We start from the raw sequence: 25,488 nt of genomic DNA, 5'->3' as shown, positions 1-25,488 counted from the left end.
CCACGTTGAGACGCCCATCACGCGTTTGTGCCATTGTGTGCGTATGCCAATCTCGATCGCTGATCTCGATCCGAACACCCCCGTCGTCGTCGGTGTCGGCCAGGCTTCCGAGCGTTTGACCGATCCCGGGTACGAGGCGCTGGGTGAAGCGGACCTCGCGGCGCGCGCCGTCGTCGCCGCCTTCGACGACGCCGGCGCGTCCGACCTGGCCTCGTCCATCGACACGATCGCCGCGATCCGCTCGTTCGAGATCTCCAGTCCCCTGTCCTCCTCGCCGCTGGGCCGGCCGGACAACATGCCGCGCGCCGTCGCCAAGCGCGTCGGCGCCGACCCGCGTCGCGCCGTGCAGGCCGTCACCGGCGGGCAGACCCCGCAGACGATGCTCACCGAGCTCGCCGGCGTCATCGCGGCGGGCGACTCCGAGGCCGCCGTCATCTTCGGCGCCGAGGTCATGTCGACCGTGCGGCATCTGCAATCCAAGCCGGACAACGAGCGCCCGAGCTTCGCCGAGGAGGTCGGCGGACAGCTCGAGGACCGCGGCTTCGGCCTCAAGGGCATCATCACCGTCGCCGAGATGCGCCATGGTCTCGCGTCGGTGATCCCGCAGTACGCGCTGCTGGAGAACGCACGCCGCCATAACACCGGCCTGGACCGCGAGGCGTACGCCGCCGCGATGGGCGAACTGTTCGCTCCGTTCACGAAGGTCGCCGCGGCCAACCCGCATTCGGCCGCCCCGACCGAGCGCGACGCCGCCGAACTGGTGACCGCGACCGACGGGAACCGGGTGGTCGCCGATCCGTTCACGCGCTACATCGTCGCCCGCGACCAGGTGAACCAGGCCGCCGCCGTCGTCGTCATGTCGATCCGGGCCGCACAGGCCGCGGGCATCGACCCGTCGAAGTGGGTGTTCCTTCACGGTCACGCCGAGACCGTCGAGCGCACGTCGCTGGACCGCCCCGACCTCGGCGCCGCCCCGGCCGCTCCCGCTGCGGTGAAGCACGCGCTCGAGGTCGCCGAGGTGGGCCTCGACGACATCTCGGTCATCGACATCTACAGCTGCTTCCCTATCGCGGTCTTCAACATCCTCGACGGCCTCGGCCTCTCGCCCGACGACCCGCGCGGTCTCACCGTGACCGGCGGCCTGCCGTTCTTCGGCGGCCCCGGCAACAACTACTCGCTGCACGCGATCGCCGAGATCGTCACGCGGGTACGGCAATCCCCCGGCGACTTCGGACTCGTCATCGCCAACGGCGGTGTACTCAGCAAGCACGCGGCCGGTGTCTACTCGACGTCGCCGGCGCCGTGGCGCGCCGACAACAGCGCACAGGTCCAGGCCCGGCTCGACGCCGTGCCCACGGTGCCCACGGTCGGCGACGCCGACGGACCGGCGATCCTCGAGACCTACACGGTCATCCCGAGCAAGAGCGGCAAGCGGACCGGCGTCGTGATCGGCCGACTCATCGACGACGCCGCACCGGACCGCCTCGGCGCGCGGTTCGTCGCCAATCTCGACTCCGACGACGACGAGTTCTTCGATCACCTGTTGACATCTGACGATCCCGCGGGCACGAAGATCGTGGTGCGCTCCTTCGACAAGGGCAACCGGGTCAAGCTGACCGAGGCCGCGATGAACGCCAAGTACCCCGCGGTCGCGCCGGCCTTCCGGGACAGCTACGAACACATCGAGATCCGTCGTGACGGACACCTGCTCGAGGTGACCATCAACCGGCCCGACGCGCGCAACGCGCTCAACCCGGCCGCGAACGCCGAACTCGACTCCGTCTTCGACGCCTACTTCGCCGACGACGACCTCTGGGTCGCGATCCTGACGGGCAAGGGCGGCAAGGCTTTCTCGGCCGGTAACGACCTCGCCGCGACGGCGAGCCCGGCCGCGCTGTCGGTGCCCAAGAACGGATTCGCCGGTCTCACCGCACGCGCGAACCTGCCCAAGCCGGTGATCGCCGCGGTCAACGGCTTCGCACTCGGCGGCGGTTGTGAGATCGCGATGGCCTGCCACATCATCGTCGCCGACGAGGAGGCCTCGTTCGGGCTGCCCGAGGTGAAGGTCGGGTTGGCAGCTGCCGCAGGCGGTCTGGTCCGTCTGCCGCGGATGATCCCACCCGCGCTCGCCCGCGACATGATCCTGACCGGTCGCCGGATCTCGGCCGCCGAGGCCGCCGCCGCCGGCCTGGTGAGCCGGATCGCCCCCGCCGGAAAGGTTCTCGAGACCGCGCGCGGGGTGGCCGAGGAGATCCTCGCCGCGTCGCCGACGTCGGTGCGGGCGTCGATCGCGACGATGGAGCAGTCGGATGCGATCACCGACACCGTCGAGGCCGTGCGGGCAAGCACCAATGTGCTCGACTCACTGATCGTCAGCGGCGACACCCTCGAGGGCATCATGGCGTTCGTGATGAAGCGGACCCCGGAGTGGAAGGGCCGCTGACACAACGCCATCGCTCCCTGAGGTGCGAGCGCAGCGGACCCCGTCCGCTCCCTGAGGTGCGAGCGCAGCGGACCCCGTCCGCTCCCTGAGCCTGGATCCGTGGAGGGGTTGCTTGGAGTTGTAGTCGGGGGCGGGTGAGTAGTTGATCGTGTTGTGGGCGTGGGGTATTCGCTGATCTTGGGTCAGCTTCTTCACTGGGGTTCCTGGTCGTGGGTGGACGGGTTGGGTGTGCTGGGCTCAGGTGGTGTTCACCGCGGTCCACAGGGTGGTGAATGCGTGTTGTGATGGCCAGTGTCGGGGTAGGTGCAGGATGGGTGTTCGTGCTGGTCGGGCCAGTCGGGCGGGCACGGCGATGAGGGTGCGTCGTAGTGTTGCCCCGCGCGCGGCCCGCAATCGGGGGGCGGCGCTGAGCGCGGCAAGGGTGCGCATGAGGTTGTGGCTGATGGCGGTCAGGGCCAGCCAGGCGGCGTTGGCACCGAACACGCCGGAGGGTAGATGTGCCAGTGGTCCGTCGATGAGGTCGGCGAACACGGTCTCGATGACGGCGTGGGCGCGGTGATTGATGTCGGCGGTGATGGTGTCGTCGGTGGTGTTGGTGAAAAACGAGTGATATCGCCATGCCGGCATCAGGGTGTCGGTGTCGGCGGGGTGGTGTGCTTTGACTCGCCGCACGATGAGTCGGGCGGTGATCGGTTGTGGCGAGAGTGGTTTGACCGTGTAGGTGGTCTCGGCGACTTCGGCATCAGAGATCAACGCGCCGGTGTCGGGGTCGGTGAGAGCCCCGGGATAGTGCACCGGGGCCCAGGCATCGTCGTCGATGGCTGAGATCGCGCGGGTGATCGCGGTGTTGGTCCGCAGGACCAGCGAGAACGTGGCTCCCGCACGTTGGCAGGTAGCCATCACTTCGGCCGATCCGTAGGCCGCATCAGCGCGCACGGTGATCTCACCGGCGGCTCCGCAACGCCGGGCGGTGGCGATGGTTTGCGCGATCATCGTTGCTGCCCCGGCGCCGGAGGCGGCGCGGCCGGCGCGCAGCCAGGCGTTGGCGATCACCGGTGGGTGCTCGGGTGCGCTGAGGGTGGCGATCAGCGGCGACAGACCCCGACGAAGCAGTTCACGTCCGGCGATCTTGGCGTGTCCGTAAGAGGCGCCGGTCTTCTGGTAGCCATAGACCGGACGCAGCAGGGAATCGATATCGACAAACACTCGGGCACCGTTAGTAGGCAACAACCCTGCCCGGGAGCACATCGCCGGCAGTGAGCGGGTCATCACGGCGTTGAGTTGTCGGGCATGTCCGGGGGTGAACTCACGCAGGGTTTGTCCGATCGTGGCCGGGGCGTACACGCGGTCGAACAGGCGGGTGTGCCCACCGGCCCGGACGATGCCGAGGTCATCGATACTGTCTGCGCCGCAACACAACCCGGCGATCACGGTCAGCAGTTTCGCCTCCAGGTTGGCTCCGGCTGAGGCGACCCGGGTGGTGCCCAGATCGACCCGCTCGGCCAGCAGCGCGGCCACCCCGGTCGAGCGCGCCAATTCCATCACCGGCACCAGCCCGGCATGCGACACGAGATTGTCGTCGTCAAAGAGTGCGGACGTGGCCGAGAAGCTGTGTGATACTTTCACTGAAAGTGCCTTCTGAGCTGGGATGTTTTGTGTCTCAACACCACCAATCATCCCAGCTCAGAGGGCATTTTTATGTCACCGACACCCCACGCGCCTCCACGGATCCAGGCTGAGGTGCGAGCGCAGCGAGCCTCGAAGGGCTGGCGAGTCATGTCACCAGCCCTTCGAGGCTCGTCGCTATCGCTCCTCGCACCTCAGGGAGCGAGGGGGCGTGCTCGCTCCAAACCTCAGCTGCGAGAAGGCGAACTCAGCCGGCCTGGGCGGTCTGCGCCGCAGCGAGATCCAGGGCGATGTCGACGATCATGTCCTCCTGACCGCCGACCAGCTTGCGCTCACCCGCCTCGAGCAGGATGGTGCGGACGTCGATGCCGTAGCGGGCACTGGCCGCCTCGGCATGTCGCAGGAAGCTCGAGTACACGCCCGCATAGCCGAGGGTCAGCGTCTCGCGGTCGACGCGCACCGGACGGTCCTGGAGCGGGCGGACGATGTCGTCGGCGGCGTCCTGCAGGGCGAACAGATCGCAGCCGTGCTGCATACCCTTGATGTTCGCGACGGCGATGAATGCCTCGATCGGAGTGTTGCCGGCCCCGGCACCGTGTCCGGCGAGCGATGCGTCGACGCGATAGACCCCGTTCTCCACCGCGACGACCGAGTTGGCCACGGAGAGTGACAGATTCTCGTGCGCGTGGATGCCGATCTCGGTGCCCGGGTCGAGGACGTCCCGGTAGGCGCGGACACGGTCGCGCACGCCGTCCATCGTCAAGCGGCCACCCGAGTCGGTGACGTACACGCAGTGTGCGCCGTAGCTCTCCATGAGCTTGGCCTGCTCGGCCAGCGTCGCGGGCTCGGCCATGTGGCTCATCATCAGGAACCCCGAGACGTCCATGCCGATCTCGCGGGCCTTCGCGATGTGTTGGGCCGAGACGTCGGCCTCGGTGCAGTGGGTCGCCACCCGCACCGACCGCACCCCCAGGTCGTAGGCATGCTGCAGTTCCTCGATGGTGCCCACGCCTGGCAGCAGCAGGGTGGTCAGCCGGGCGTTGGTGATGTTGGCGGCGGCCGCCTCGATCCACTCCCAGTCGGTGTTGCTGCCCGGGCCGTAGTTGACCGAGCCGCCGGCAAGACCGTCACCGTGGGCGACCTCGATGGCGTCGACGCCGGCCGCGTCGAGGGCACGCACGATCCGGCCGACGTTCTCCGGGGTGATGCGATGACGGACGGCGTGCATGCCGTCGCGCAGGGTCACGTCCTGGACGAAGATCTTGGTGTTCTCGGTCATCGTGCGCTGTCCTTCTGCTGTGCGATCCGCTCGGCGACCTGCAGGCCGGCGGAGGTCATGATGTCGAGGTTTCCTGCGTAGGCGGGCAGGTAGTGAGCGGCGCCCTCGACCTCGAGGAACACCGACACCTGGTGGGTCGGGGTGATCTCGGTGCCGTCTGCGAGCAGAGTGTGGACAGGCTGATCGGCCGGGATCGCGGCGATCTGGATCTCCTGCTTGAGGCGGTACCCGGGAACGTAGGCGGCGACGTCGCCGATCATCTTCTCGATCGAGGACCGGATCTCCTCGTGCGTGCCCTCATCGGGCGCGTCGACGAGGCAGAACACGGTGTCGCGCATGATCAGTGGGGGCTCGGCGGGGTTGAGGATGATGACCGCCTTGCCGCGCTGCGCGCCCCCGACCGAGCAGATCGCCTTGGACGTGGTCTCGGTGAACTCGTCGATGTTCGCCCGGGTACCCGGCCCGGCCGAACGCGACGAGATGGAGGCGACGATCTCGGCGTAGGCGACGGGAGCGACCCGCGACACGGCCGCGACGATGGGGATGGTGGCCTGACCACCACAGGTCACCATGTTCACGTTCTCCGCGTCGATGTGCTCGGCGAGGTTGACCGCGGGCACGACGAACGGGCCGATGGCCGCGGGTGTCAGGTCGATCATCCGCTTGCCCAGCGGACGGAGCAGGGCATCGTTGGCGATGTGGGCCTTGGCCGAGGTGGCGTCGAAGACGATCTCGATCTCATCGAAACCGTCCATGCGCGTGAGGCCTTCGACGCCTTCGTGCGTCGTGGGCACGCCTTTCGCGCGCGCCCGGGCGAGGCCGTCGGAGTCGGGGTCGATCCCGACCATCGCCCCCATCTCCAGATACTGCGACTGCTGCAGCACCTTGGTCATCAGGTCGGTGCCGATGTTGCCCGAGCCGATGATCGCCACCTTGGTTCGTGGCGTCTCTGTTGTCATGGTTGTTCTCCTTGGATGTGGAAAGTGTCAGCTGGACGTGAAATGTGCGGTCACCGAGCCGAGTTCGCTGATCTCCGCGGTCACCGTGGAGCCGGCGGCGATCGGCCGCATGGGTCCCAGCGCTCCCGACAGGATCAGCTGACCCGCACGCAGCGGCTCCCCGAACTGACGCGCACGACGCGCGAGCCACGCGACGGCATTGAGCGGATCCCCGAGACACGCGGCCCCGTCGCCTTCCGAGACGACCTCGCCGTCGATCGTCATGTTCATCGTCGAATCGACCGGTGAGTACTCGTCCAGGGTGCGACGCGCGGCACCGACCACGTACACGCCGGCGGATGCGTTGTCGGCGACGGTGTCGGCGAAAGTGATGTCCCAGTTGGTGATCCGGCTGTCGACGATCTCCAGGGCCGGTGCCGCGTACTCGATGGCGGCACGGCACTGCTCGACGTCGAGGTCGCCGTCTGCCAGGTCGCTCTTCAGCATGAACGCGACCTCTGCCTCGGCCTTGGGCTGCAGCAGTGTCCCCATCGGGATCGTCTCGCCGTCACCGAAGGCCATGTCGGCGAACAGCACTCCGAAGTCGGGCTGGTCGACGCCGAGCTGGGTCTGCACGGCCGCCGAGGTGGCCCCGATCTTGCGGCCGACCACCGCGGCGGTCCGGTCGGCGTTGAACAGCATCTGGACTCGGTACGCCGACTCGATGTCGTCGGCCGCGATGAGATCCCGGATCGGAGCACACGGCCGGCGTTGCGCCAGCGCCCGGCTGAGTCGTTGTGCCGCAGCGGGGATCGCGGCGTCGGGATCGGAGGGAGCGGGATCGGCGGGGGCCGGGGAACTCATGTGTTGCCTCTGCTGTCGGTTCGGTCGTCGGCCGCGATCTCCTCGGGCGGCTCCTGACCATCGTGGGGCGCCGCTATACCCTGGGTCGAGCATCGCGTTCCGATGAGCGGAACGCGATGAGGGTCCTATACAAGCCCAGGAGGTCGCAGATGAGCGAGGAACAACTCGATCGTTCGAGCGTGCTGGGAAAGGCGATCACCATGCTCCAGGCCTTCGACTCCAACGACAGACAGGTCACGCTGGCCGAACTCGCGGAACGCACCGCCCTCCCCAAGACGACGGTGCACCGGCTCGCCGGTCAGCTCGTCGCCGCTCGTCTCCTCACCCGCACCGCGGGCGGATACGCGCTCGGCAGCGGACTGTTCGAGCTCGGCATGCGCGCGTCCCCCGAGCGAGGACTGATCGAGGTCGCAACCCCCTTCATGCAGGACCTCTACGTCCGCACCGGCGAAACCGTCCATCTCGGCATCCTCGAGGACCGCGAGGTCGTCTATGTCGCGAAGATCGGCGGGCACCGGCAGGCCGACACACCGTCGCGGCTCGGTGGTCGAATGCCGTTGTACTGCACAGCCATCGGCAAGGCGCTCCTGGCGAGCTCGCCGGATTCCGTCATCGCCGACCAGCTCCTTCGCCCACTGCGCCGGCGCACACCCCACACCATCGTCGCCCCCGGGCTGCTACGTGCACAGCTCTCCCAGATCGCCGAGGACGGGATCTCCTTCGAGTTCGAGGAGTCGACCCTGGGCCTCGTGTGTGTGGCCGCCCCGATCGTCGACGCAGACGATGCCCCGCTCGCCGCGATCAGCGTCACCGGCCCGGTACACCGATTCCAGCCCCGGGCCCACGCGACCGCGGTTCGCGCCGCCGCGGCGGGTGCCAGTTCGACGCTGGCACGACGCGCCCACATCATCGACGGGTGAGACCCCGCCGACGGCCCCGACCGCAGGTCCACCGGGCGCAGAGTCGTCCCCGGAAAGCGCTCCGCCGCAGTTCGTCGTACTGAACACTGGATGACGGTCGTGCACACCGTGCACGATGCCGCGTCGGAGGAGAGAGTGAGGCGACAGTATGGCACGTCGGAGCACGAACCGCTCCAGAGCCACCACGCGCGCGCCCGAGACACCGTCTTACCGCACCGACCCGCCCGCCTGGACCCTCCCCCCGCGGCACCATTGTTCTGATCACGATCGCCGGCCTGGTCGTCGCGGCCGGCGGGATCAAGGCGGTCTCGTCGTTCGCCGCGCCGACGTTCCTGGCGCTGATGCTGACCGTGGCCGTTCAGCCGGTGCCGAGATGGTTGCGCACCAAGGGCTTTCCCGGCTGGGCGGCGTTCCTGACGACGGTCCGGCTCGTCTACGGCATCCTGATCGGACTGTTCGCGACGCTGGTGTTCTCAGTGGCCCGGCTCGCGACGATTCTGCCGGACCACGACGAGGAGTTCGTCGAGATCATCACGAGCTACCAGGACTTCCTGACGAGCCACGGCGTGAGCCAGGACCAGGTCAGGACGACCCCCCGGACGTCACACTGGAAAGCGAATCGTGAGCCGGGCTACGCTCCGGAGCGAACATTCGGTAGATTGCCATTCGACCCCAATCTGACCACAACCGTTTACAGATAGGTTGCGCACCGCTCATGGACATGAACTGGTCTCCGGCCGACGCCGCGTTCCGCGACGAGGTACGGGCGTTCCTCGACGAGAAGCTGACCCCCGACCTGCGGGCGGCGGGCACGCTGCGCACGTCGGTCTACTCCGACCACGAGGCCTCGATGACGTGGCAGGCCATCCTGCACGAGCGCGGTTGGGCCGCGCCGGCGTGGCCGGTGGAGTACGGCGGCTGCGACTGGTCGCAGTCGCAGCACTACATCTTCAGCCGCGAGTCGATCCTGGCCGGCGCACCGTCGCTGTCGCCTATGGGCATCCGCATGGTCTCCCACGCGATCATGGCCTTCGGTACCGAGGAGCAGAAGAACTTCTTCCTGCCCGGCATCCTCGACGGCAGCGTCTTCTTCTGCCAGGGCTACTCCGAGCCCGAGTCCGGCTCCGACCTCGCGTCGCTGTCGATGGCCGCGGTCGACGACGGTGACGACCTCGTCGTCACCGGCTCCAAGATCTGGACCACCCACGCCTCGGAAGCCAACTGGATCTTCTGCCTGGTCCGCACCTCGCGCCAGGAGCGCAAGCAGCAGGGCATCACCTTCCTGCTCATCGACATGAACTCCCCCGGCATCGAGGTCCAGAACCTCGTCTTCGCCTCCGGCGAGCAGGTCCAGGCGCAGGTGTTCTTCGACGGCGTGCGCGTCCCCAAGAAGAACGTGCTCGGCAAGATCGACGACGGCTGGACCGTCGCCAAGTACCTCCTCGTCTTCGAGCGCGGCGGCGGCGCGGCTGCCCCGGCGCTGCAGGTCATGGCCGAGCAGCTCGGTCGTGACGCAGCAACGGTGATCGCACCCGACGGTGGCCCGCTGTCGGAGAATCCGGCGTTCGCGGCCAAGCTCACCGACCTCCAGGTTCGTGCGAAGATCCTCGAGGTCCTCGAGTATCGTGCGCTCGCCGCGATGACGTCGGGCAAGGACCCCGGCTCGATCGCGTCGATGCTGAAGATCCTGGGAACCGAACTGAGCCAGGAGATCACCACCCTGGCGCTCGAGGCCGCGGGTCCGCACGGCCGCGTCTTCCAACCGCATGCGACCCGCCCCGGTGGTCCGATCTTCCAGTACACGCCGCCCACCGACGGCTACGTCAGCGGTGAGCCCTGGCAGGCCGTCGCTCCGCTGCACTACTTCAACGACCGCGCCGGCTCGATCTACGCGGGTAGCAACGAAATTCAACGAAACATCCTCGCCAAAGCGGCTCTGGGTCTCTGACGGGTCACAGGAGAAAACTGATGGACTTCACACTCACCCCCGAACAGCAGCTGCTGTCCGACGGACTCAACAAGTTCCTCGACGCACGCTACGACCTGCAGGTCAGCCGCGACGCCGCGAAGGTCGGCGAGGGCTGGCAGCCCAAGATCTGGAAGGCCTTCGTCGAGGACCTCGGCGTCGTCGGCGCCTGCCTGCCCGAGGAGATCGGCGGATTCGGCGGCGGCGCCGAGGAATTGATGGTCGTCACCGAGGCACTCGGACACGCCCTGGTCGTCGAGCCGTTCGTCGACTCGGTGGTTCTCGGTGCCGGACTGCTGCACTCCACCGGTAACCCGGTCGCGTTCGAAGCCGCCGGTCGTATCGCCGCGGGCGATGCCCTCAGCGCGCTCGCCGCACTGGAGGACGGTTCGGGCGGCGTGCTGTCGCGCATCGAGACGAGCGCCGACCGCGACGGCGAGGGATGGGTGCTCAACGGCAGCAAGGCCGTGGTCACCACCGCGCCCATCGCCGACTACCTCATCGTCAGTGCCCGCACCTCGGGCGAGCCGCACGACCCCGCAGGTGTGTCGCTGTTCCTCATCGACCTCGCCGACGGCGCGCCGCAGGGACTCGAGCTCCAGCGGCTGCGCACCATCGACGACCGGCCGGCCGCCGACATCACGTTCACCGACGTCCGACTCCCCGGCGACGCACTCATCGCCGGCGACGGTGCGATCGACCTGCTCGAGAAGGCCTGGGACACTGCCACCGCAGCCGTGGTCTCCGAGGCCGTCGGGCTGATGCGCAAGGTCTTCACCGACACCGTCGAGTACGCCAAGCAGCGTGAGCAGTTCGGCGTCCCGATCGGCAGCTTCCAGGTGCTGCAGCACCGGATGGTCGACATGCATCTGCAGCTCGAGCAGTCGGTGGCCGCCCAGTACTTCGCGATCCTGTCGCTCGACGCCGAACCCGCCGAGCGGGCCGCAGCGGTGTCGGCGGCCAAGGCGACGATCAGCCGGGCCGCACGCTTCATCGGGCAGAACTCGGTGCAGCTGCACGGCGGCATGGGCATGACCGAGGAGCTGGCCATCGGCCACTACTTCAAGCGCCTCACCGCGATCGAGTACGAGTTCGGCACCGCCGACGCACATCTCGCCCGCTTCGCGGCCGCCACCGCGCAGACCTCGTTGGCCGAGTAGCGACAACCGAGGGCAGTGAGGACGCCGCGTATCGTGGCCTGACCGCACGCATCCGACTCCCCCGCCGCGACCACCACCGTCGCGTCGGGGGAGTTCTGCGTCGGTGGCTCTGGGTCGGGGATGTTCAATGAGCGGGAACCCGCGTGCGCACCGTCACCCTGTGCGATTGCATGACACCTACGAACAACTCGGAGGTAAAAGCATGCAGGACTGGGATATTCGCTGCGACGTCGTGGTGGTCGGATCGGGCGGCGGAGCCCTCACCGGCGCCTACACGGCGGCGGCGAACGGGCTGGACACGGTCGTTCTGGAGAAGACCGCGGTCTTCGGCGGCACATCGTCGTATTCGGGTGCGTCACTGTGGTTGCCCGGCAGCGCCGTACAGGAGCGGGCGGGTCTCGACGACTCCACCGACAAGGCCCGCACCTATCTGCAGACACTGCTCGGTGACGCGGAGGCCGACCGGCAGGAAGCCTATGTGACGACCGCACCGGCGGTGGTCGAGTTCCTCGAGCGCGATCCGCACCTCGAGTTCGAATACCAGCCGTTCCCCGACTACTTCGACGCCCCGGGACGCATGGATGCCGGTCGGTCGATCATCCCGGTCGACCTGCCGAGCGAGGCCGCCGGGGAGGTGCGCGAGCTGGTGCGCCCGGCTCCGATCGTCGACCGCGCCGGACAGTTGCACCCCGACGAGACCCTCATCGCCGGACGGGCGCTGATCGGGCGACTCCTGCTGGCGCTGCGGGGCACCGGTCGTGCGGACCTGCGGACCCGCACCGCGGTCACCCGGCTCCTGACCGAGGACGACCGGGTGGTGGGTGTCGAGGCCACCGACGCCGATGGCCGGACGCTGCGTGTCCGGGCCGAGCGCGGTGTCCTGCTCGCCGCCGGCGGCATCGAGGGCAGTGAGGAGATGCGCGCCGCCCACGGCACCCCCGGCAAGGCGCAGTGGAGCATGGGCCCGTCGGGCGCCAACACCGGTGACATGATCCGTGCGGCCGCCGAGCTCGGCGCCGACACCGCGCTCCTCGACCAGGCATGGTTCTGTCCCGGCGTCGAGTTACCGGACGGCTCGGGCGCTTTCATGGTCTGTGTCCGTGGGGGCATGCTCGTCGACGGCGCCGGTGAGCGCTACCTCAACGAATCGCTCCCCTACGACCGGTTCGGACGCGAGATGATCGCGCGTGGCGAGGCGGCGCTGCCGTCGTTCCTGATCTTCGACTCGTCCGAGGGTGGCCCGGTCCTGCCGGCGATGTCGATTCCGGACGTCTCGGCCGATGACCACTTCGCCGCGGGCACCTGGGTCTCGGCGGAGACGATCGAGGAACTGGCCGGCAAGATCGGCGTCGACTTGGCCACGCTGTGCGCCTCGGTCGAGAGGTTCAACGGCTTCGCCGAACGCGGCCTCGACGAGGACTTCGGCCGCGGTGGCGACCCGTACGACACGTTCTTCTGCCCGCCGCGGGATCTGCCCAACGTCGCGCTGCCGCCGATCGCGACCGGACCGTTCCACGCGGCGCGCATCGTCCTCAGTGACCTCGGCACCAAGGGCGGTGTCCGGACCGACGTCGATGCCCGCGTTCTGACCGCGGACGGCGACCCGATCGAGGGTCTGTATGCGGCAGGCAACACGAGCGCCTCGGTGAGCGGGGCGATCTACCCCGGTCCGGGAGTCCCACTCGGCACCGCGATGACGTTCTCCTACCGCGCGGTCCATCACATGCTCGGTACCGAACCGCTCCGGTGAAACGACAGCGGCGCAGGCGATCTCTCGCCTGCGCCGCTGTGCGTTCTCCGGGGAAGGCGAACGCTAGAACTCCACGCTGAGCTTCTCGCTGCGGGGCCGTGCCTGGCAGGCCAGGATGATCCCGTCGGCGATGTCGTCCTCGTCGAGGACCGCACAATTGTCCATGTCGACCTCACCGGTGGTGAGGGTGGCTGCGCACGAACCGCATTCACCCTCGCGGCACGAGAAGGGGACGTTGATCCCCTTGGACAGCAGGACATCCACCAGTGTCGCCGCGCGGGGCCAGCCGAACTCGTGTTCCTGCCCGTCGAGGTTCACCGTCACCGACGCCGCGTCACCGGTTTCGGCATCGACGTCGGGCAGCTCGACCTCGGCGAACGGGTCACCGGAGAGCGACGTGAAGACCTCGGCGTGGACCCGGTTCCGGACGAATCCGGCAGCCGCCGTCGCGTCGTGCACCGCGTCCATGAACGGGCCCGGGCCACACATGAAGACGCGGTGGCCGGTATAGGCGGAGGCGAGCGCCGCGAGCTGGGGCACGGTCGGCAGACCCTGCACGCTCTCCAGCAGGTGGACCACCGTGAGCCGGTCACCGTGTGCCGCCGCGAGTTCCCGCAGTTCGGCAGCGAAGATCACCGACTTCTCGTCCCGGTTGGCGTAGAGGAGCACCACCTTGCGCGACCCCTGGCTCAGAGCCGATTTCAGGATCGACATCACCGGGGTGATCCCGCTACCGGCGGCGAACAGCAGCAGATCGTCGTCGAAGTCCTTGGCGGTGAAGACGCCCGCGGGCGGCAGCACCTCGAGCGTGTCGCCGACGGAGACGTTGTCGCACAGCCAGTTCGACGCATAGCCGTCGTGGGTCCGCTTGACCGTCACCTTGAGCAGTTCGTCGGTGAACGGCGAGCTGGCCAGCGAGTAGCACCGCGCGACCGATCCGGTCTGCTCGCTGGGAACGCGCAGCGTCAGGAACTGTCCCGGGGTGTAAGTGAAGTCGTCCCGTCGATCGGCCGGGATCGCGAAGACCAGCGAGTGCGCGTCGGCGGTCTCCTCGACCACCTCGACGACGTCGAGCACGACCGAACGCGACGACTGCGGCCGAGCCCGCGATTCGGTCTGCGGTGCAGCCACATCCATGGTTGTCATCTCGTCACTGCCTCTCGCTCGGCGCGAACATCACACGCCCGTTGGCAAGGATCGGGGTGGATTCGTCGACCACCTCGAAGGTGATCTCGCCACTCGCATCCTGACTGTTCGTGCCGTACACCTTCAGGTCACAGGTATCGCCCGGACAGATCGCCGACGCGAACCGGCCGTCGAGGCTCCTCAGATCGGCCGGGTGGGCGCCGATCAGCCGCGCGACGTCGAGTGCTGCGGCGCCGAGGGTGCACAGCCCGTGCAGGATCGGGCGCGGCTGACCGATACGCGACGCCGCCGCCGGGTCGATGTGTATCGGGTGGAGGTCACCCGTGAGGCGGTACAGCGCAGCCTGATTCGGGGTGGTCTCGAATCGTCCGGTCATCGTCGGAGCGCCCTGCAGTGCAGCCGGCTTGCCGGGTCCGCGGTCGCCGCCGAAACCGCCGGCACCGGGCGCGAACAGCGACCAGGTGGCGACGAAGTAGTCACTGCGGACAACCACCTCGAGCACCGCGGCCGAGCCCTTGTCCCAGACCTCCCCCACCGAGGCGGTCATCGTCACCTCACCGCGCGGCGGCAACGGTGCCAGCACGTCCAGCTGCTGCGAGCCGTGCAGGGCGGTGGTCGGATCGAAGGCGCCGCGGGAGCCGAGCTCATCCGGGGCCCACTGTGCGAGGGTCAGCGCGAAGGTCGGCAGCACACGGAGCTGCTTCTCGAAGACCAGATCGAGCTCGGCGGCCGACGCCCCGACGGCGAGCGCGTACAGGATCGCGTCGCGCTCGTCATAGGAGACCGTGCGGCTGCCGAGATCGACGCCGCGCCACTCGCCCGTGTTCGCCGGTGTCCCGGTCGGCTGTGTCCCGGTGACCGGTGACGACGTCATGCCGCACCGCGCTTCAGGAAGGCCAGCACGGCCGACAGCCAGGCCTCGCGGGCTTCGATCATCGCCCAGTGCCCGCAGCGGGGGAAGACGTGCAGCTCGGCGTCGGGGATGTCGCGCATCGGCAAGATCGCCGAGTCGACGGGGCTCACGCGGTCGTCGCGGCCCCAGGTGATCAGCGTCGGCGACGTCACCTTGTGCAGCTGCGCCCAATACGGGACGGTGTCGGCCATCGCGTTGGCGGCCATCGTCGCGGTGAAGGCCTTGGTGCTGTACATGCGTCGCGCGATCTCGAGGGTTTCCGGTTCGGTGGCCAGTTCCCACCGTTCCTCGATGAGCTCCTCGGTCACCAGCGATTGGTCATACACCATCGCCGACAGCCAGCGGATCAGTCGTTCGCGGGTGGGATTGTCGGTGAACTCCATCAGCAGCTTGATGCCCTCGCTGGGCGCCGAGGAGAAGATGTTCTTGCCCATGCCGCCGATGGTGACGAGCTTGCCGACACGTTCCGGTTCGGCGATGGCGACCTTGGTCGCGACGATCCCGCCCATGGAGTTGCCGATCATGTCGGCGGTGCCGATGCCCAGGCCGTCGAGGAACACGCCGATCGCCTTCTCGGCCATCATCATCGGATGCCCGTCGCCCGGATCGCTGACGCCGAAGCCGGGGAATTCGAGGACCAGGCAACGGAAGTGATCGGCGAGCTCGCCGATCACCCCGCGGTAGTTCCGCCATCCCGTCACGCCCGGGCCGGAGCCGTGCAGGAGCAACAAGGGAGGCCCCTCGCCGGCCTCGTGATACTGCAGCACGCCCAGACTCGTCTCGAGCTTGCGGCGGCTGCCCCCATAGGTGACGTCAACGCTCATGAACGGTGAGGCTGCCAGTGCCGAGCCCCGTTGTGCAGCACCGCTCCAGTTGAGCGGAACACCGGCCGCATCGGATTCCCATTGGACGAAAGCGTGCTGGGTGCGAACGCCCGGCGACCCTACGCTTGCCCGGTGGATGGAGCCGCCCCTCTCGGCGACGGCGGACAAACGGAAAGGTGCACGATGTCGATCGAAGCGATGTCCCAGACTGATATGCGTAAGGCGCTTGGCCAGTTCGCGAGCGGGGTGACCGTGGTGACCGGGCTCGACGACTCCGGACCCGCCGGTTTCGTGTGCCAGTCGTTCGCCTCGGTGTCCCTCGAACCGCCGATGGTCCTGTTCTGCGCCGACCACCGCGGCCGGTCGTGGCCGCGCATTCTGCGGGCCGGACGCTTCACGGTGAACGTACTGCACGAGAACCAGGCCGACATCTGTTCGCGGTTCAGCTCCCGCGACGGACGCAAGTTCGACGGCCTGGACTGGGAGCTGTCAAACTGGTCGACGCCGTCGTTGCCCGATGTGCTGATGCGCGTGCACGCCGACATCCACGATGTCCACACCGCAGGCGACCACGACGTAGTGATCGGCCGGGTGCTGGAACTCGAGACGCTCAACGAGCAACGCCCCCTCCTGTTCTTCCGCGGCAAGCTCGGGATCGACGCCCCCGCCGATCGGCTCACCGCATGAGCGAGACCGACGCCGTGTGCGGCTGGATCCCCGACGGCATGTCCGCCGCCGAGACCCTCCTCGCCATCGAGGAGATCAAACGGGTCTTCGCCGTCCGCCTGCGTTGTATGGACACCAAACAGTGGCATCTCTACGCCGGTCTGCACACCGACGACGTCATCAGCGAGACCTGGGGCGGCCTGCCCGATGACAAGCAGCCGCGTACCGACGGCGAGTCCAATCGCGTGATCGGCAGGGAGAAGCTGGCGTCGACCATCCGTGCGATGCTCGACGGTCCGGTCCCGGTGACCACCGCTCACCACGGGCACAGCCCCGAGATCGTGCTCACCTCGCCCACCACCGCTCGCGGCATCTGGGCGATGGAGGACAATCTCTGGTGGTCCGACGACGCCGGCGAGTACCATCTGCGCGGCTTCGGCCACTACCACGAGGAGTATCGAAAGGTGAACGGGCAGTGGTTGATCAGCTATCGCAAGCTCACCCGCCTGCGCGTGGACTCCTCCCCCGAATTCTTCCGTTTCCTGAAAGCCCTGTGATCGCCTGTGTCTGAGAGTCCTTTGGTGTCCGACGCGCACACCGCACCGCCCGAGAACCCCTCCGCCCTCTTCGAACCACTGCGCATCCGCAGACTGGAGCTGCCCAACCGGATCGCGATGTCGGCGATGACCCGGTCCTCGTCCCCCGGCGGTGTCCCCGGCTCCGACGTCGCGCGCTACTACGCACGACGCGCCGCCGGCGGAACCGGCCTGATCATCACCGAAGGTGTGGCGATCGATCATGTTGCTGCGGTTGACAATCCGAATGTCCCACGGATGTACGGCGACAGCGCCCTGACCGGCTGGCGAACCGTGGTCGACGAGGTGCACGCGGCAGGCGGACGCATCATCCCGCAACTCTGGCACGTGGGACCGCTGTGGGGCGCGATGTGCGAGGTCGACCCGGCGATCCGCCCGATGCGGCCATCGGGACTGTGGGGCACACCCGGGGTCACCTCGTACTCCGATGAGTACGTGGCACGTTCGGTGCCGCAGACCGCGCCCATGACCAAGCGCGACATCGACGACATCATCGCCGCTTTCGTGTCAGCGGCCGCGAATGCGGTCGAGGTCGGCTTCGACGGCATCGCGCTGCACGGGGGTCACGGTTATCTGCTCGATGCCTTCCTGTGGTCGGACACCAACCGTCGCGACGACCGCTGGGGACGAGACCTGCAGGCGCGTACCCGCTTCCCTGCCGAAGTGGTCAAGGCGATCCGGGCGGAGATCGGCCCCGACCTACCGATCTTCTTCCGCTTCTCCCAGCACAAACAGCAGGACTACACCGCCCGCATCGCGGAGACACCGGAAGACCTCGGGGCGATCCTCGGGGCGCTCGCCGACGCCGGGGTGGACGTCTTCGACGCCAGCATCCGACGATTCGACCTGCCGGCCTTCGAAGGCAGCGACCTGTCCCTGGCGGGCTGGGCGAAGAAGCTCACCGGCGCCCACGCCATGGCCGTGGGCAGCGTGGGGCTCGGTAAGCCCATGCGCGACAGCCGCATCGAGGGCGCGGCGCCGCTGGTGGACAACATCGGCGAAGTGGACGACCGCATCGGATCCGGCGAGTTCGACATGATCGCGATCGGTCGGCTGCACCTGGCGAACCCGGAGCTGGCCACCGCGCTGCGGACCGGCGCCCCGCTGACCGCGTTCGATCGTGCGGTCCACGAGGGCAGCCTGGTCTGAGACGCCGCCCGCCGGTTCAGTCCGACGCGCGCCCGAGCAGTTCGCGCGCGTCGGCACTGCCGTCGAGCAAGCGGGCGGTGCGACGCGTGATCTTCCACTGCCCGTCCATGCGCGCCAGCTCGAAACGGTTGGCGCTCGCACGCCATACCCGGAACGAGTCCTCGTCGGTGTTGCGGCGCACGAGCAGGGAGTGGCAGGTCGCCACCGCGGTGTCACCGTCGAGGCGGATGTTGATGGGGTCCAACAGATGTCCGCATCCGCCGTCGATGTAGTCCTGGTGGGGCGAGGTCCGCACCATCTCGGTGATCGCCGCCCGCCCGTTCAGAACGCCGATGTCGAGGTCGTACACGGCGTCGGGCGCCCACAGCCTGCCCACCGCCTCGGCATCGCCCGCGTCGACGGCCGGGCCGTAGGCCGTCAGCACGTCACCGATGGCGGCCCTGTCCTCGAGGACCCGAACACGGTCGAGCAGAGCGTCGAGCTGCTCCTGGATGTCTGTCATCTGCAATCCCTTCTCCGAGACGACCTGTTGGTGTCGGAAGCGGCGGCCGTTCAACCACTTTCCTACCGATCCGCCGGCCGAGGCCACCACCGCTGTCCCGCTCAACTGAAACTCCCGTGCGCCGACCGCATGCTCACTGCGAATGTAGGACGCATCACACCTGCACCGACCACGCGGGTGCGTTCGGAAAAACACGGAAGTCTCCGGCCATCTCGAGGCCGTCCCGAAGAAAGAGTCACATCATGGGCCAGGTATTGGACAGAATCATGCAGCACGCGGACGAGATCCGCGCCGATGCCGCTGAGGGTGAGACGCTGATGCATCTGACCGATGCGTCGGCGAAGAGCCTGCGCGACTCGGGGGTCATCCGGATGCTGCAGCCGAAGGAGTACGGCGGCTTCGAATCCCACCCTCGCGAGTTCGCCGAGACCGTCATGGCCACAGCGGCTCTCGACGGCGCGACCGGCTGGGTCGCCGGCATCGTCGGCGTCCACCCGTGGGCACTCGCCGCCTTCGACGACAAGGCGCAGAACGAGATCTGGGGTGCCGACAACGACATGTGGATGGCCTCCCCGTACGCACCGATGGGTGTGGCGATGCCGGTGGACGGGGGCTACGTCCTCAACGGTCGCTGGGCCTTCTCCTCGGGCACCGACCACTGTGGCTGGATCATGATCGGTGCCGCGGTGGGCGACGAGAACGGCAACCGCACCGATCAGGTACTCCACGTCGTGCTGCCGCGTTCGGACTACGAGATCGACGCCGACAGCTGGAATGTCATGGGACTACGGGGTACCGGCTCCAAGGACCTGATCATCAAGGACGCGTTCATCCCGACGTACCGCACCATCGATGCCGCGATCGTCCTCAACGGAGAGGGATGGAAGCACGCCGGGCGGGACGAGACCCTCTACAAGTTCCCGTTCTCCTACATCTTCCCGCTGGGGATCACCTCGGCCCTCATCGGCATGACGGAGGGCGCACTCGCCTGTTACGTCGCCGCACAGAAGGAACGCGTCCAGGTCACCGGGGTCCCGATCAAGGAGGATCCGTACGTCCTGTTCGCGATCAGTGAGGCCGCCGCCGAGATCTCCGCGTCGCGGGTCTCCCTGCTGGAGATGGTCGACCGGTTCTGGGACAAGACCGAGAAGGGCGAGGAGATCACCTTCGCCGAGCGGGCCGAGGGGCGTCGTACACAGGTGTCGGCCGCCTGGCGCGCAGTGCGGGCCATGGACGAGATCTTCGCCCGCGCCGGTGGGGCGGCAGTCCATCTCAACACCCCGATGCAGCGGTTCTGGCGTGACGCGCACGTCGGACTCACCCACGCCATCCATGTGCCCGGCATGATCTACCACTCGGCCGCGCTGACCCAGCTCGGTGGCGACCCGCAGGGCGCCTACCGCGCGATGATTTGATCCGACAACACTTCTCGAGGATGACAACGATGACAGAACTACGCGGACTCGGCTTCCTGCGAGTCCAGAGCACCGATGTCGCGCGCTGGCGCGAGCTGCTGATCGACGGCCTGGGCATGGCCGTGGGCAGCGGTCCCGAACCCGACGCTCTCTACGCTCGGATCGACGAGCGTCGTTCGCGGATCGCCGTGCTGCCCGGTGACTCCGACAAGGCCCTGGCCGTCGGGTGGGAGGTCCGGGACGAGTTCGCGCTCGAACGCGTCAAGAAGGCAGTGGAGGGCGCGGGCGTCGCCGTCACGGTGATGTCCCGCAAGGAGGCCGGCTACATCGACGCCGAGGGCGCCATCACGTTCGACGATCCGGCCGGGACGCGGCTCGAGGTCTTCTACGGTCCGGTGCTCGACCACAGCCCCGTCGTGACGCCCTTCGGCGGACGCTGGGTCACCGGCGGCCTCGGACTGGGTCACGTGGTGCTTCCGAGCGCCCAGTTCGCCGAGTCGTACGACTTCTACACCCAGGTGCTCGGCTTCCTGCCGCGCGGCTCCATCCGGCTCGACGAGGAGGGCCTCGCCCGCGTCCGCTTCCTCGGCATCAACGAGCGGCACCACAGCCTCGCGCTGTGCCCGGCCCCGCCGACCGAGGAGCCCGGCCTGGTGCACCTGATGACCGAGGTGGACACCCTCGACGCGGTGGGTCAAGCACTCGACCGGGTGAACAAGCAGAAGTTCTCGATCTCGTCGACGCTGGGCCGGCACACCAACGACAAGATGATCTCGTTCTACGTCCGGGCACCCGGTGGCTGGGACCTGGAGTTCGGCACGGAGGGAATGCTCGTCGACGAGCGGCACTACACCTCCGAGGAGATCACCGCCGACGCCTACTGGGGTCATGATCAGAGCGGCTCGGAGCCGCTGAAGGCGTTCATCCCGGTCGGCGAGGGCTGAACACCCCGACCACGCACGCAGAGGAGCACCGCGACGACCTCGTCGCGGTGCTCCTCTCGTTTTCGCTTCCGGTCTCTTCCCAGAGCGCGTTGCGCGGGCTAGCATCGGATTGAATGATTGATCAATCAATCAGCGAGGATCCCCCACCTGCGCTGATAGTTGGAGACACCGTGACCACCTCAATCGGCCAGGCCCCCTCCGTCCTCGGACGCGCACTCCTTCTACTCGAGCCGTTCCGTCATCGCGACGGCCTCACGCTGACCGAGCTCGCCGAACGCACCGGCTTCCCGCGCTCGACCACGCATCGGATGCTGACGCAACTGGTCGCCGTGGGCTGGATCCGCCGCGAGGGCACGACGTATCTGCTCGGCCCCAAGATGGCCGAGCTCGGCTCGATCGCCCAGGTACACGACCTTGTCCACCAGGCCGCGCAGCCCGTCGCCTACCAGCTCTACCGCCGGACGCGGGGCGCGGTTCACGTGGCCGTCGCCGCGGGCGAGGACGTCCTGTTCCTGGAGAAGATCGGCGGACGGTGGGCGGCCGCCAACCTCGACACGCGCGTGGGCCAGCGTCGTGGCCGGGATGAGACGGCCGAGGGAGCAGCACTGTCCCGGCACGAGGCCGGCGGTCCGACACAGTTCCACGACAACCAGCGCACTCTCGCAAGCGGCGAACACATCCGCTGCCTCGCAGCGACATTCGACGTACCCGGCCAGGCCGCGACAGGTGGCCCCACCGGCGGCGTCGCGGTGATCTCGCTGACCTTCCCGACCGCCCGCATGCATCCGGGCGCCGACGAGGAGCTCCGCCGCGGCGCGCGCGCCGTGGTGCACTCGCTCTCCTAACGGACGCCCCGCCGAGCCCGACAGTCCATCAGGCCGCCGGGCGGTTCGTGCTGCCCAGTCCACCATCCGGGTCACCACGCACCGCCGTTGTGATTCGACGATCTTGGCCAATCGGCTTTGACACACGTCACACTCCTGCTATCTTTACCGTATTGATTGATCGCTTGCTCAATGAGTCCGATCGGTCATTGACAGTCCCCGGGGCGCCTCACCGAGCGCCCTCAGGCCACAGCCCGGCCTGCCCCGCTGGAGGTTCACATGCGCAACAGTGACGATTTCTCCCCCGCCGTCATCGACCGTGCGGCGGTCCTGCTCGAGGAGTTCCGCGATGGCGGCGAACTGACGCTCTCGCAGCTGTCGAATCGCACGGGCCTTCCACGGTCCTCGACGCATCGACTCCTGTCCCAGCTCGTCGAGCTGGGGTGGGTCGAACGGCACGGACAGACCTACACGCTCGGCCGGTCACTGTTCGAGTGGGGCGCGCTGGCCCGACGGCGTTCAGGACTCCAGGAGATCGCACATCCGTTCCTGCACGAGCTGTACGCGACCACCGGACTCGTCGTCCACCTCGGCGTGCTCGAGGGCAACGACGTCCGAATCCTGGACAAGGTCGGATACGGCCCCATCCCCCTGCCGACGCGCATCGGGGGCCTGCAGCCCGCCGGACGCACGGCACTGGGCAAGGCGCTCCTCGCCTTCTGCGACAACGGTTCCGCGCGTCGGAGGCCGACGGTCGAGGTACTGACCTCGGCGGCCGAAGAGGCGCGTCGGCGAAACGAGATGGCCGTCGTACGTCAACGCCGCACGGCCTACGAGCGCGACGAGGCCGTCCTCGGCGTGGCGTGTGTGGCCGCACCGATCGGCGACCTGCGCAGCTGTGCCGGCGCGATCGCGGTCACCGGCCCGGTCGAGACGGTCGACGGCGCACTGCTGGCAACCCCCGTCCGGGCGACGGCGAACGCGATCTGGCAGGCCCTGGCGGACAACGGTTCCGTCCGGCGCGCAGGCTGACCCGGGTGACCCGGGTCGGCCTCAGCGCACCAGCGCCTGACCGCCGTCGACCGCCAGCGTGTGACCGGTGATGTAGCGGGCGGCCTCCCTGCACAGAAATGTCACCGCGGGTCCGATGTCGGTCTCCGGATCGCTTCCTTCGCAGCCGCATAGGCACCGCTTCGATGGTGGCGGACGTCCGGCCGGAGGGATACCGGCAGTGGATTCGGATGAGATCGGATGGCCGGTCAGGCATACTCCTGACGATGCGAGACGGAAACCATTGATCGTTTGATCAATGGCTGTGGCACAATTGGTGGGCACGGGCACACCGGGTGTCCGGCACCGAGAGAGGGCGAGTGTGGATCCGCAGGAACGCAAGCAGCTGATCCTCGACCGTTCGGCCACGATCTTCGCCCGGAAAGGCGTGAGCGCGACCACGATCCGAGAGATCGCCGATGCGGTGGGTGTGCACTCTGGCGCGCTATACCACTATTTTCCGTCGAAGGAAGCCATCGTCACCGAACTGATCCGCCAGTACATCGTGGATCTGTCGAGGCGCTGCGAGGCGGTGCTGGCGCGCGGACTCGGCCCGGTGGAACGTCTTGTCGCCCTCGCGACCGTCGCATTGGAGACGAGCGCCGAATATCATGGCGCGACGTCGATCTGGCGGCGAGAGGGCGATTACATGCGCGAACGGCTCGTCGAGGCGGATATGGCGGCCACCGCTGACGTGATGGAGGTCGCCTGGCGCGAGGCCATCGCCGAGGGCGTCGACGCCGGAATGCTGCGCGCCGACATCGATCCCAAGGTCTTCCAGGAGATCATCTACGACTCGGTCTGGCACGCTTCGCGCTGGTTCACCCCCACGCCTGAGAACACGCTGGCCGATCTCGCCCGCACCGTCATCACGATTTTGGTAGACGGCATGCGGAATCCGAACGCCTGACCCTGTCGCCTCGCCTGGCCGCCGGTGGTAACCCGTCGGCCCGGCCTTCTGCAGACCGGGCCGACGGGGGATCGTCACTCGCCCGGCGCAGCGAGATTCGCCTCGACCTCCTTGTGCCAGTTCTGAAGTGCCCGGCTGGTGTCGACCTCGAACTCGAACCGCTGGGTCATGTCCGGCGTGACGTCCTCGACGTCGACGTAGAACTGGCTGTACCAGCGGCGCAGCTGGTAGACCGGCCCGTCCTCTTCGGTCAGCAGCGGGTTCTCGATGCGCGACTTGTACTTCCAGATCTCGATGTCCTGCGCGAACTGCTCCTCGAGACCGTCGGTGAACATCGTCGCCATCTCGGTGGCCTGCTCGTCGGACATGCCCTCGATCTTCTTCACGATGGTGCCGAACTGCAGGACAAACGAGTTCGTGGTGACCGGGTAGTGGCAGTTGATCAGCTTGGACTCGACGGTCGTGCCGTCGGCGACGGTGTAGATGGTGTCCAACATGAAAGACGGGCCAAAGTAGAACGCATCCGAGATGGTTTGAGCCTCCGGCAGATCCATCTGCACGCCGGTCTTGATGTCGTCGCGTCCGTACGAGCGCATGTGCTGGCCGGCGATGTGCCCGTCGAACACGTTCTTGAAGAACTCCGGCATCTGGTAGTGCACATAGAAAAAGTGCGCCATGTCGACGACGTTGTCCACGATCTCCCGGCAGTGCGAACCCTCGACGTGGATCGTCGTCCAGGTCCAGTCGCTCCACTCGCCGTCCTCGTAGCCCTCGATCTCCGGGATCGCGAGTTCCGGGGTGGGTTCGGTTCCCTGCGGACAATGCCACACCAGCAGAACGCCGTTGCGCTCCATCGTCGTCCACGCCTTCGTGCGGGCGACCTTGGGCGTCCGGTGCGCGTACGGCACCGATTCGCAGCGGCCCTTGCCGTTCCACCGCCAGTCGTGGAAGGGGCAAGCGATCGTGTCGCCCTTGATCTCACCCCGGGCGAGGTTGCCGCCCATGTGGCGGCAGAACGCGTCGAGCACATGGAGCTCGCCCTTCGAGTCGGCGAAGACAACCAGGTCGGTCCCGAAGACCTGGACCTGGTGCGGCTTTCCGTCCCGGAAATCCTTCGCCAACCCGATGCAGTGCCATCCACGCGCGAAACGCGTTGGGTTGGTTCCGGTGTCGATACTGCGGATCTCGATTCGTTCCTGTTCGACGGTCATGGTCTCTCCAATGGGTGTAGGGGCTGAACTGACAGGCTGAGATGAGAAGGCGTCGCGGCTCGCGGTGACGCCTAGGACGGCACGACCGCAGGGGTCTCGGCGACGGCATCGCCGGCGGACAGCGGACGGACGTGGGGCTCCGACCTGGTCGACATCGGGATGTCCCCGCGACTCACGGCGTCGTCGATGCTGCGATCCAATGCCGCACAACGGAGCACGTAGCCGCAGTTGCCGTTCCCGACAGCGGACGCGGAAGTCATCTCATGACAGAACTGTTTGGCCTCGGCGGTCCACTGGATGCTGGTGTGAGCAGGACTGTATTTCGCGACTGACACGCGGGCGTCGCAGGTCTGACAGACGAGCGGCTGCATTGGTCCATTCCCTTCCTCGGA

Annotated in this window: 23 protein-coding genes and 2 pseudogenes; 14 read left to right on the top strand and 11 right to left on the bottom strand. The window is 67.7% G+C overall.

The window, feature by feature from the left end; all coding sequences use genetic code 11:
* Positions 1-43: 43 nt before the first annotated feature.
* The gene (locus tag BPODLACK_RS11675; protein WP_159405353.1) at positions 44-2,443 is read left to right on the top strand and encodes an acetyl-CoA acetyltransferase; all 2,400 of its coding nucleotides are present in this window, start codon (positions 44-46) and stop codon (positions 2,441-2,443) included.
* A 237-nt stretch (positions 2,444-2,680) separates the two neighbouring features.
* Here the strand turns inward: BPODLACK_RS11675 and BPODLACK_RS11670 are convergent, their stop codons facing one another.
* The 4 genes from BPODLACK_RS11670 to BPODLACK_RS11655 form a co-directional block, all read right to left on the bottom strand.
* On the bottom strand, positions 2,681-4,069 hold the full coding sequence (locus tag BPODLACK_RS11670) for an IS1380 family transposase (RefSeq protein WP_159405352.1): 1,389 nt from the start codon (positions 4,067-4,069) through the stop codon (positions 2,681-2,683).
* A 247-nt stretch (positions 4,070-4,316) separates the two neighbouring features.
* Complete coding sequence (gene dmpG, locus BPODLACK_RS11665) at positions 4,317-5,348, bottom strand: 4-hydroxy-2-oxovalerate aldolase (RefSeq protein ID WP_159405351.1); 1,032 nt, start codon at positions 5,346-5,348, stop codon at positions 4,317-4,319.
* On the bottom strand, positions 5,345-6,307 hold the full coding sequence (locus BPODLACK_RS11660; protein ID WP_159405350.1) for an acetaldehyde dehydrogenase (acetylating): 963 nt from the start codon (positions 6,305-6,307) through the stop codon (positions 5,345-5,347). Before BPODLACK_RS11660 ends, dmpG begins: the two co-directional genes overlap by 4 nt.
* 27 nt (positions 6,308-6,334) lie before the next feature.
* Positions 6,335-7,150, bottom strand: coding sequence for a 2-keto-4-pentenoate hydratase (locus BPODLACK_RS11655; protein WP_159405349.1), 816 nt, complete (start codon positions 7,148-7,150; stop codon positions 6,335-6,337).
* Positions 7,151-7,299: 149 nt separating this feature from the next.
* On the opposite strand from BPODLACK_RS11655, the gene BPODLACK_RS11650 reads away from it, so the two are divergent.
* The 5 genes and pseudogenes from BPODLACK_RS11650 (at position 7,300) to BPODLACK_RS11630 (ending at position 12,946) form a co-directional block, all read left to right on the top strand.
* On the top strand, positions 7,300-8,070 hold the full coding sequence (locus BPODLACK_RS11650; RefSeq protein ID WP_159405348.1) for an IclR family transcriptional regulator: 771 nt from the start codon (positions 7,300-7,302) through the stop codon (positions 8,068-8,070).
* A gap of 148 nt (positions 8,071-8,218) precedes the next feature.
* A pseudogene (locus BPODLACK_RS11645) lies at positions 8,219-8,654 on the top strand (AI-2E family transporter); the annotation flags it as partial.
* Positions 8,655-8,785: 131 nt separating this feature from the next.
* The gene (locus BPODLACK_RS11640; RefSeq protein ID WP_024498312.1) at positions 8,786-10,018 is read left to right on the top strand and encodes an acyl-CoA dehydrogenase family protein; all 1,233 of its coding nucleotides are present in this window, start codon (positions 8,786-8,788) and stop codon (positions 10,016-10,018) included.
* Positions 10,019-10,038: 20 nt separating this feature from the next.
* Positions 10,039-11,196, top strand: a complete 1,158-nt coding sequence (locus tag BPODLACK_RS11635; protein ID WP_159405347.1) for an acyl-CoA dehydrogenase family protein — start codon at positions 10,039-10,041, stop codon at positions 11,194-11,196.
* A gap of 202 nt (positions 11,197-11,398) precedes the next feature.
* Positions 11,399-12,946 (top strand): FAD-dependent oxidoreductase, encoded by a 1,548-nt coding sequence (locus BPODLACK_RS11630; protein WP_159405346.1) that lies wholly within the window; start codon positions 11,399-11,401, stop codon positions 12,944-12,946.
* A gap of 63 nt (positions 12,947-13,009) precedes the next feature.
* Here the strand turns inward: BPODLACK_RS11630 and BPODLACK_RS11625 are convergent, their stop codons facing one another.
* From BPODLACK_RS11625 to BPODLACK_RS11615, 3 genes are read right to left on the bottom strand one after another with little or no spacing between them, the layout of a single operon-like run.
* The gene (locus tag BPODLACK_RS11625; RefSeq protein ID WP_328721682.1) at positions 13,010-14,092 is read right to left on the bottom strand and encodes a ferredoxin--NADP reductase; all 1,083 of its coding nucleotides are present in this window, start codon (positions 14,090-14,092) and stop codon (positions 13,010-13,012) included.
* Between the two features lie 4 nt (positions 14,093-14,096).
* Positions 14,097-14,966: a MaoC/PaaZ C-terminal domain-containing protein gene (locus BPODLACK_RS11620; protein WP_024498308.1), complete on the bottom strand. Its 870-nt coding sequence runs from the start codon at positions 14,964-14,966 to the stop codon at positions 14,097-14,099.
* Positions 14,963-15,829: an alpha/beta fold hydrolase gene (locus BPODLACK_RS11615; protein ID WP_024498307.1), complete on the bottom strand. Its 867-nt coding sequence runs from the start codon at positions 15,827-15,829 to the stop codon at positions 14,963-14,965. The genes BPODLACK_RS11620 and BPODLACK_RS11615 overlap by 4 nt, the downstream gene beginning before the upstream one ends.
* 183 nt (positions 15,830-16,012) lie before the next feature.
* Between BPODLACK_RS11615 and BPODLACK_RS11610 the strand changes: the two genes are divergently transcribed.
* From BPODLACK_RS11610 to BPODLACK_RS11600, 3 genes are read left to right on the top strand one after another with little or no spacing between them, the layout of a single operon-like run.
* Positions 16,013-16,516 (top strand): flavin reductase family protein, encoded by a 504-nt coding sequence (locus tag BPODLACK_RS11610; protein ID WP_024498306.1) that lies wholly within the window; start codon positions 16,013-16,015, stop codon positions 16,514-16,516.
* Entirely contained in the window at positions 16,513-17,052 is a 540-nt protein-coding gene (locus BPODLACK_RS11605) for a nuclear transport factor 2 family protein (RefSeq protein ID WP_024498305.1), read from the top strand. The genes BPODLACK_RS11610 and BPODLACK_RS11605 overlap by 4 nt, the downstream gene beginning before the upstream one ends.
* A gap of 6 nt (positions 17,053-17,058) precedes the next feature.
* Positions 17,059-18,240: an oxidoreductase gene (locus BPODLACK_RS11600; RefSeq protein WP_024498304.1), complete on the top strand. Its 1,182-nt coding sequence runs from the start codon at positions 17,059-17,061 to the stop codon at positions 18,238-18,240.
* Between the two features lie 16 nt (positions 18,241-18,256).
* Here BPODLACK_RS11600 and BPODLACK_RS11595 read toward each other — a convergent pair whose 3' ends face one another.
* On the bottom strand, positions 18,257-18,742 hold the full coding sequence (locus tag BPODLACK_RS11595) for a nuclear transport factor 2 family protein (RefSeq protein ID WP_024498303.1): 486 nt from the start codon (positions 18,740-18,742) through the stop codon (positions 18,257-18,259).
* Between the two features lie 242 nt (positions 18,743-18,984).
* On the opposite strand from BPODLACK_RS11595, the gene BPODLACK_RS11590 reads away from it, so the two are divergent.
* From BPODLACK_RS11590 to BPODLACK_RS11575, 4 genes are all read left to right on the top strand, one after another.
* Positions 18,985-20,157: an acyl-CoA dehydrogenase family protein gene (locus BPODLACK_RS11590; RefSeq protein WP_024498302.1), complete on the top strand. Its 1,173-nt coding sequence runs from the start codon at positions 18,985-18,987 to the stop codon at positions 20,155-20,157.
* 29 nt (positions 20,158-20,186) lie between these two features.
* On the top strand, positions 20,187-21,101 hold the full coding sequence (bphC, locus tag BPODLACK_RS11585) for a biphenyl-2,3-diol 1,2-dioxygenase (protein WP_024498301.1): 915 nt from the start codon (positions 20,187-20,189) through the stop codon (positions 21,099-21,101).
* A gap of 170 nt (positions 21,102-21,271) precedes the next feature.
* Positions 21,272-21,946, top strand: coding sequence for an IclR family transcriptional regulator (locus BPODLACK_RS11580; RefSeq protein WP_024498300.1), 675 nt, complete (start codon positions 21,272-21,274; stop codon positions 21,944-21,946).
* A gap of 258 nt (positions 21,947-22,204) precedes the next feature.
* The gene (locus tag BPODLACK_RS11575) at positions 22,205-22,957 is read left to right on the top strand and encodes an IclR family transcriptional regulator (protein ID WP_024498299.1); all 753 of its coding nucleotides are present in this window, start codon (positions 22,205-22,207) and stop codon (positions 22,955-22,957) included.
* Positions 22,958-22,978: 21 nt separating this feature from the next.
* On the opposite strand, the pseudogene BPODLACK_RS23555 reads toward BPODLACK_RS11575, so the two are convergent.
* Positions 22,979-23,089, bottom strand: a pseudogene (locus tag BPODLACK_RS23555) (SDR family oxidoreductase); the annotation flags it as partial.
* 208 nt (positions 23,090-23,297) lie between these two features.
* On the opposite strand from BPODLACK_RS23555, the gene BPODLACK_RS11565 reads away from it, so the two are divergent.
* Positions 23,298-23,885: a TetR/AcrR family transcriptional regulator gene (locus tag BPODLACK_RS11565; protein WP_024498297.1), complete on the top strand. Its 588-nt coding sequence runs from the start codon at positions 23,298-23,300 to the stop codon at positions 23,883-23,885.
* A 74-nt stretch (positions 23,886-23,959) separates the two neighbouring features.
* On the opposite strand, the gene BPODLACK_RS11560 is transcribed toward BPODLACK_RS11565, so the two are convergent.
* Both BPODLACK_RS11560 and BPODLACK_RS23550 read right to left on the bottom strand, forming a co-directional pair.
* Positions 23,960-25,096, bottom strand: coding sequence for a Rieske 2Fe-2S domain-containing protein (locus BPODLACK_RS11560; RefSeq protein ID WP_159405345.1), 1,137 nt, complete (start codon positions 25,094-25,096; stop codon positions 23,960-23,962).
* Positions 25,097-25,167: 71 nt separating this feature from the next.
* On the bottom strand, positions 25,168-25,356 hold the full coding sequence (locus tag BPODLACK_RS23550; RefSeq protein ID WP_236577660.1) for a hypothetical protein: 189 nt from the start codon (positions 25,354-25,356) through the stop codon (positions 25,168-25,170).
* Positions 25,357-25,488 lie beyond the last annotated feature (132 nt).

The sequence above is a fragment of the Gordonia sp. YY1 genome, assembly GCF_009872315.1.
GTDB classification, from domain to species: Bacteria; Actinomycetota; Actinomycetes; order Mycobacteriales; family Mycobacteriaceae; genus Gordonia; species Gordonia amicalis.
The sequence above is the reverse complement of the archived record's forward strand: the minus strand, read 5'-3'. Positions and strand labels throughout refer to the sequence as shown.

What these genes read in the sequence shown, in the direction of transcription:
- BPODLACK_RS11675 (WP_159405353.1), top strand. Translation starts at nt 44, where the DNA reads ATGCCAATCTCGATCGCTGATCTCGATCCGAACACCCCCGTCGTCGTC.
- dmpG (WP_159405351.1), bottom strand. Translation starts at nt 5,348, where the DNA reads ATGACCGAGAACACCAAGATCTTCGTCCAGGACGTGACCCTGCGCGAC.
- BPODLACK_RS11660 (WP_159405350.1), bottom strand. Translation starts at nt 6,307, where the DNA reads ATGACAACAGAGACGCCACGAACCAAGGTGGCGATCATCGGCTCGGGC.
- BPODLACK_RS11655 (WP_159405349.1), bottom strand. Translation starts at nt 7,150, where the DNA reads ATGAGTTCCCCGGCCCCCGCCGATCCCGCTCCCTCCGATCCCGACGCC.
- BPODLACK_RS11650 (WP_159405348.1), top strand. Translation starts at nt 7,300, where the DNA reads ATGAGCGAGGAACAACTCGATCGTTCGAGCGTGCTGGGAAAGGCGATC.
- BPODLACK_RS11640 (WP_024498312.1), top strand. Translation starts at nt 8,786, where the DNA reads ATGGACATGAACTGGTCTCCGGCCGACGCCGCGTTCCGCGACGAGGTA.
- BPODLACK_RS11635 (WP_159405347.1), top strand. Translation starts at nt 10,039, where the DNA reads ATGGACTTCACACTCACCCCCGAACAGCAGCTGCTGTCCGACGGACTC.
- BPODLACK_RS11630 (WP_159405346.1), top strand. Translation starts at nt 11,399, where the DNA reads ATGCAGGACTGGGATATTCGCTGCGACGTCGTGGTGGTCGGATCGGGC.
- BPODLACK_RS11625 (WP_328721682.1), bottom strand. Translation starts at nt 14,092, where the DNA reads ATGACAACCATGGATGTGGCTGCACCGCAGACCGAATCGCGGGCTCGG.
- BPODLACK_RS11620 (WP_024498308.1), bottom strand. Translation starts at nt 14,966, where the DNA reads ATGACGTCGTCACCGGTCACCGGGACACAGCCGACCGGGACACCGGCG.
- BPODLACK_RS11615 (WP_024498307.1), bottom strand. Translation starts at nt 15,829, where the DNA reads ATGAGCGTTGACGTCACCTATGGGGGCAGCCGCCGCAAGCTCGAGACG.
- BPODLACK_RS11610 (WP_024498306.1), top strand. Translation starts at nt 16,013, where the DNA reads ATGTCGATCGAAGCGATGTCCCAGACTGATATGCGTAAGGCGCTTGGC.
- BPODLACK_RS11605 (WP_024498305.1), top strand. Translation starts at nt 16,513, where the DNA reads ATGAGCGAGACCGACGCCGTGTGCGGCTGGATCCCCGACGGCATGTCC.
- BPODLACK_RS11595 (WP_024498303.1), bottom strand. Translation starts at nt 18,742, where the DNA reads ATGACAGACATCCAGGAGCAGCTCGACGCTCTGCTCGACCGTGTTCGG.
- BPODLACK_RS11590 (WP_024498302.1), top strand. Translation starts at nt 18,985, where the DNA reads ATGGGCCAGGTATTGGACAGAATCATGCAGCACGCGGACGAGATCCGC.
- bphC (WP_024498301.1), top strand. Translation starts at nt 20,187, where the DNA reads ATGACAGAACTACGCGGACTCGGCTTCCTGCGAGTCCAGAGCACCGAT.
- BPODLACK_RS11575 (WP_024498299.1), top strand. Translation starts at nt 22,205, where the DNA reads ATGCGCAACAGTGACGATTTCTCCCCCGCCGTCATCGACCGTGCGGCG.
- BPODLACK_RS11560 (WP_159405345.1), bottom strand. Translation starts at nt 25,096, where the DNA reads ATGACCGTCGAACAGGAACGAATCGAGATCCGCAGTATCGACACCGGA.
- BPODLACK_RS23550 (WP_236577660.1), bottom strand. Translation starts at nt 25,356, where the DNA reads ATGACTTCCGCGTCCGCTGTCGGGAACGGCAACTGCGGCTACGTGCTC.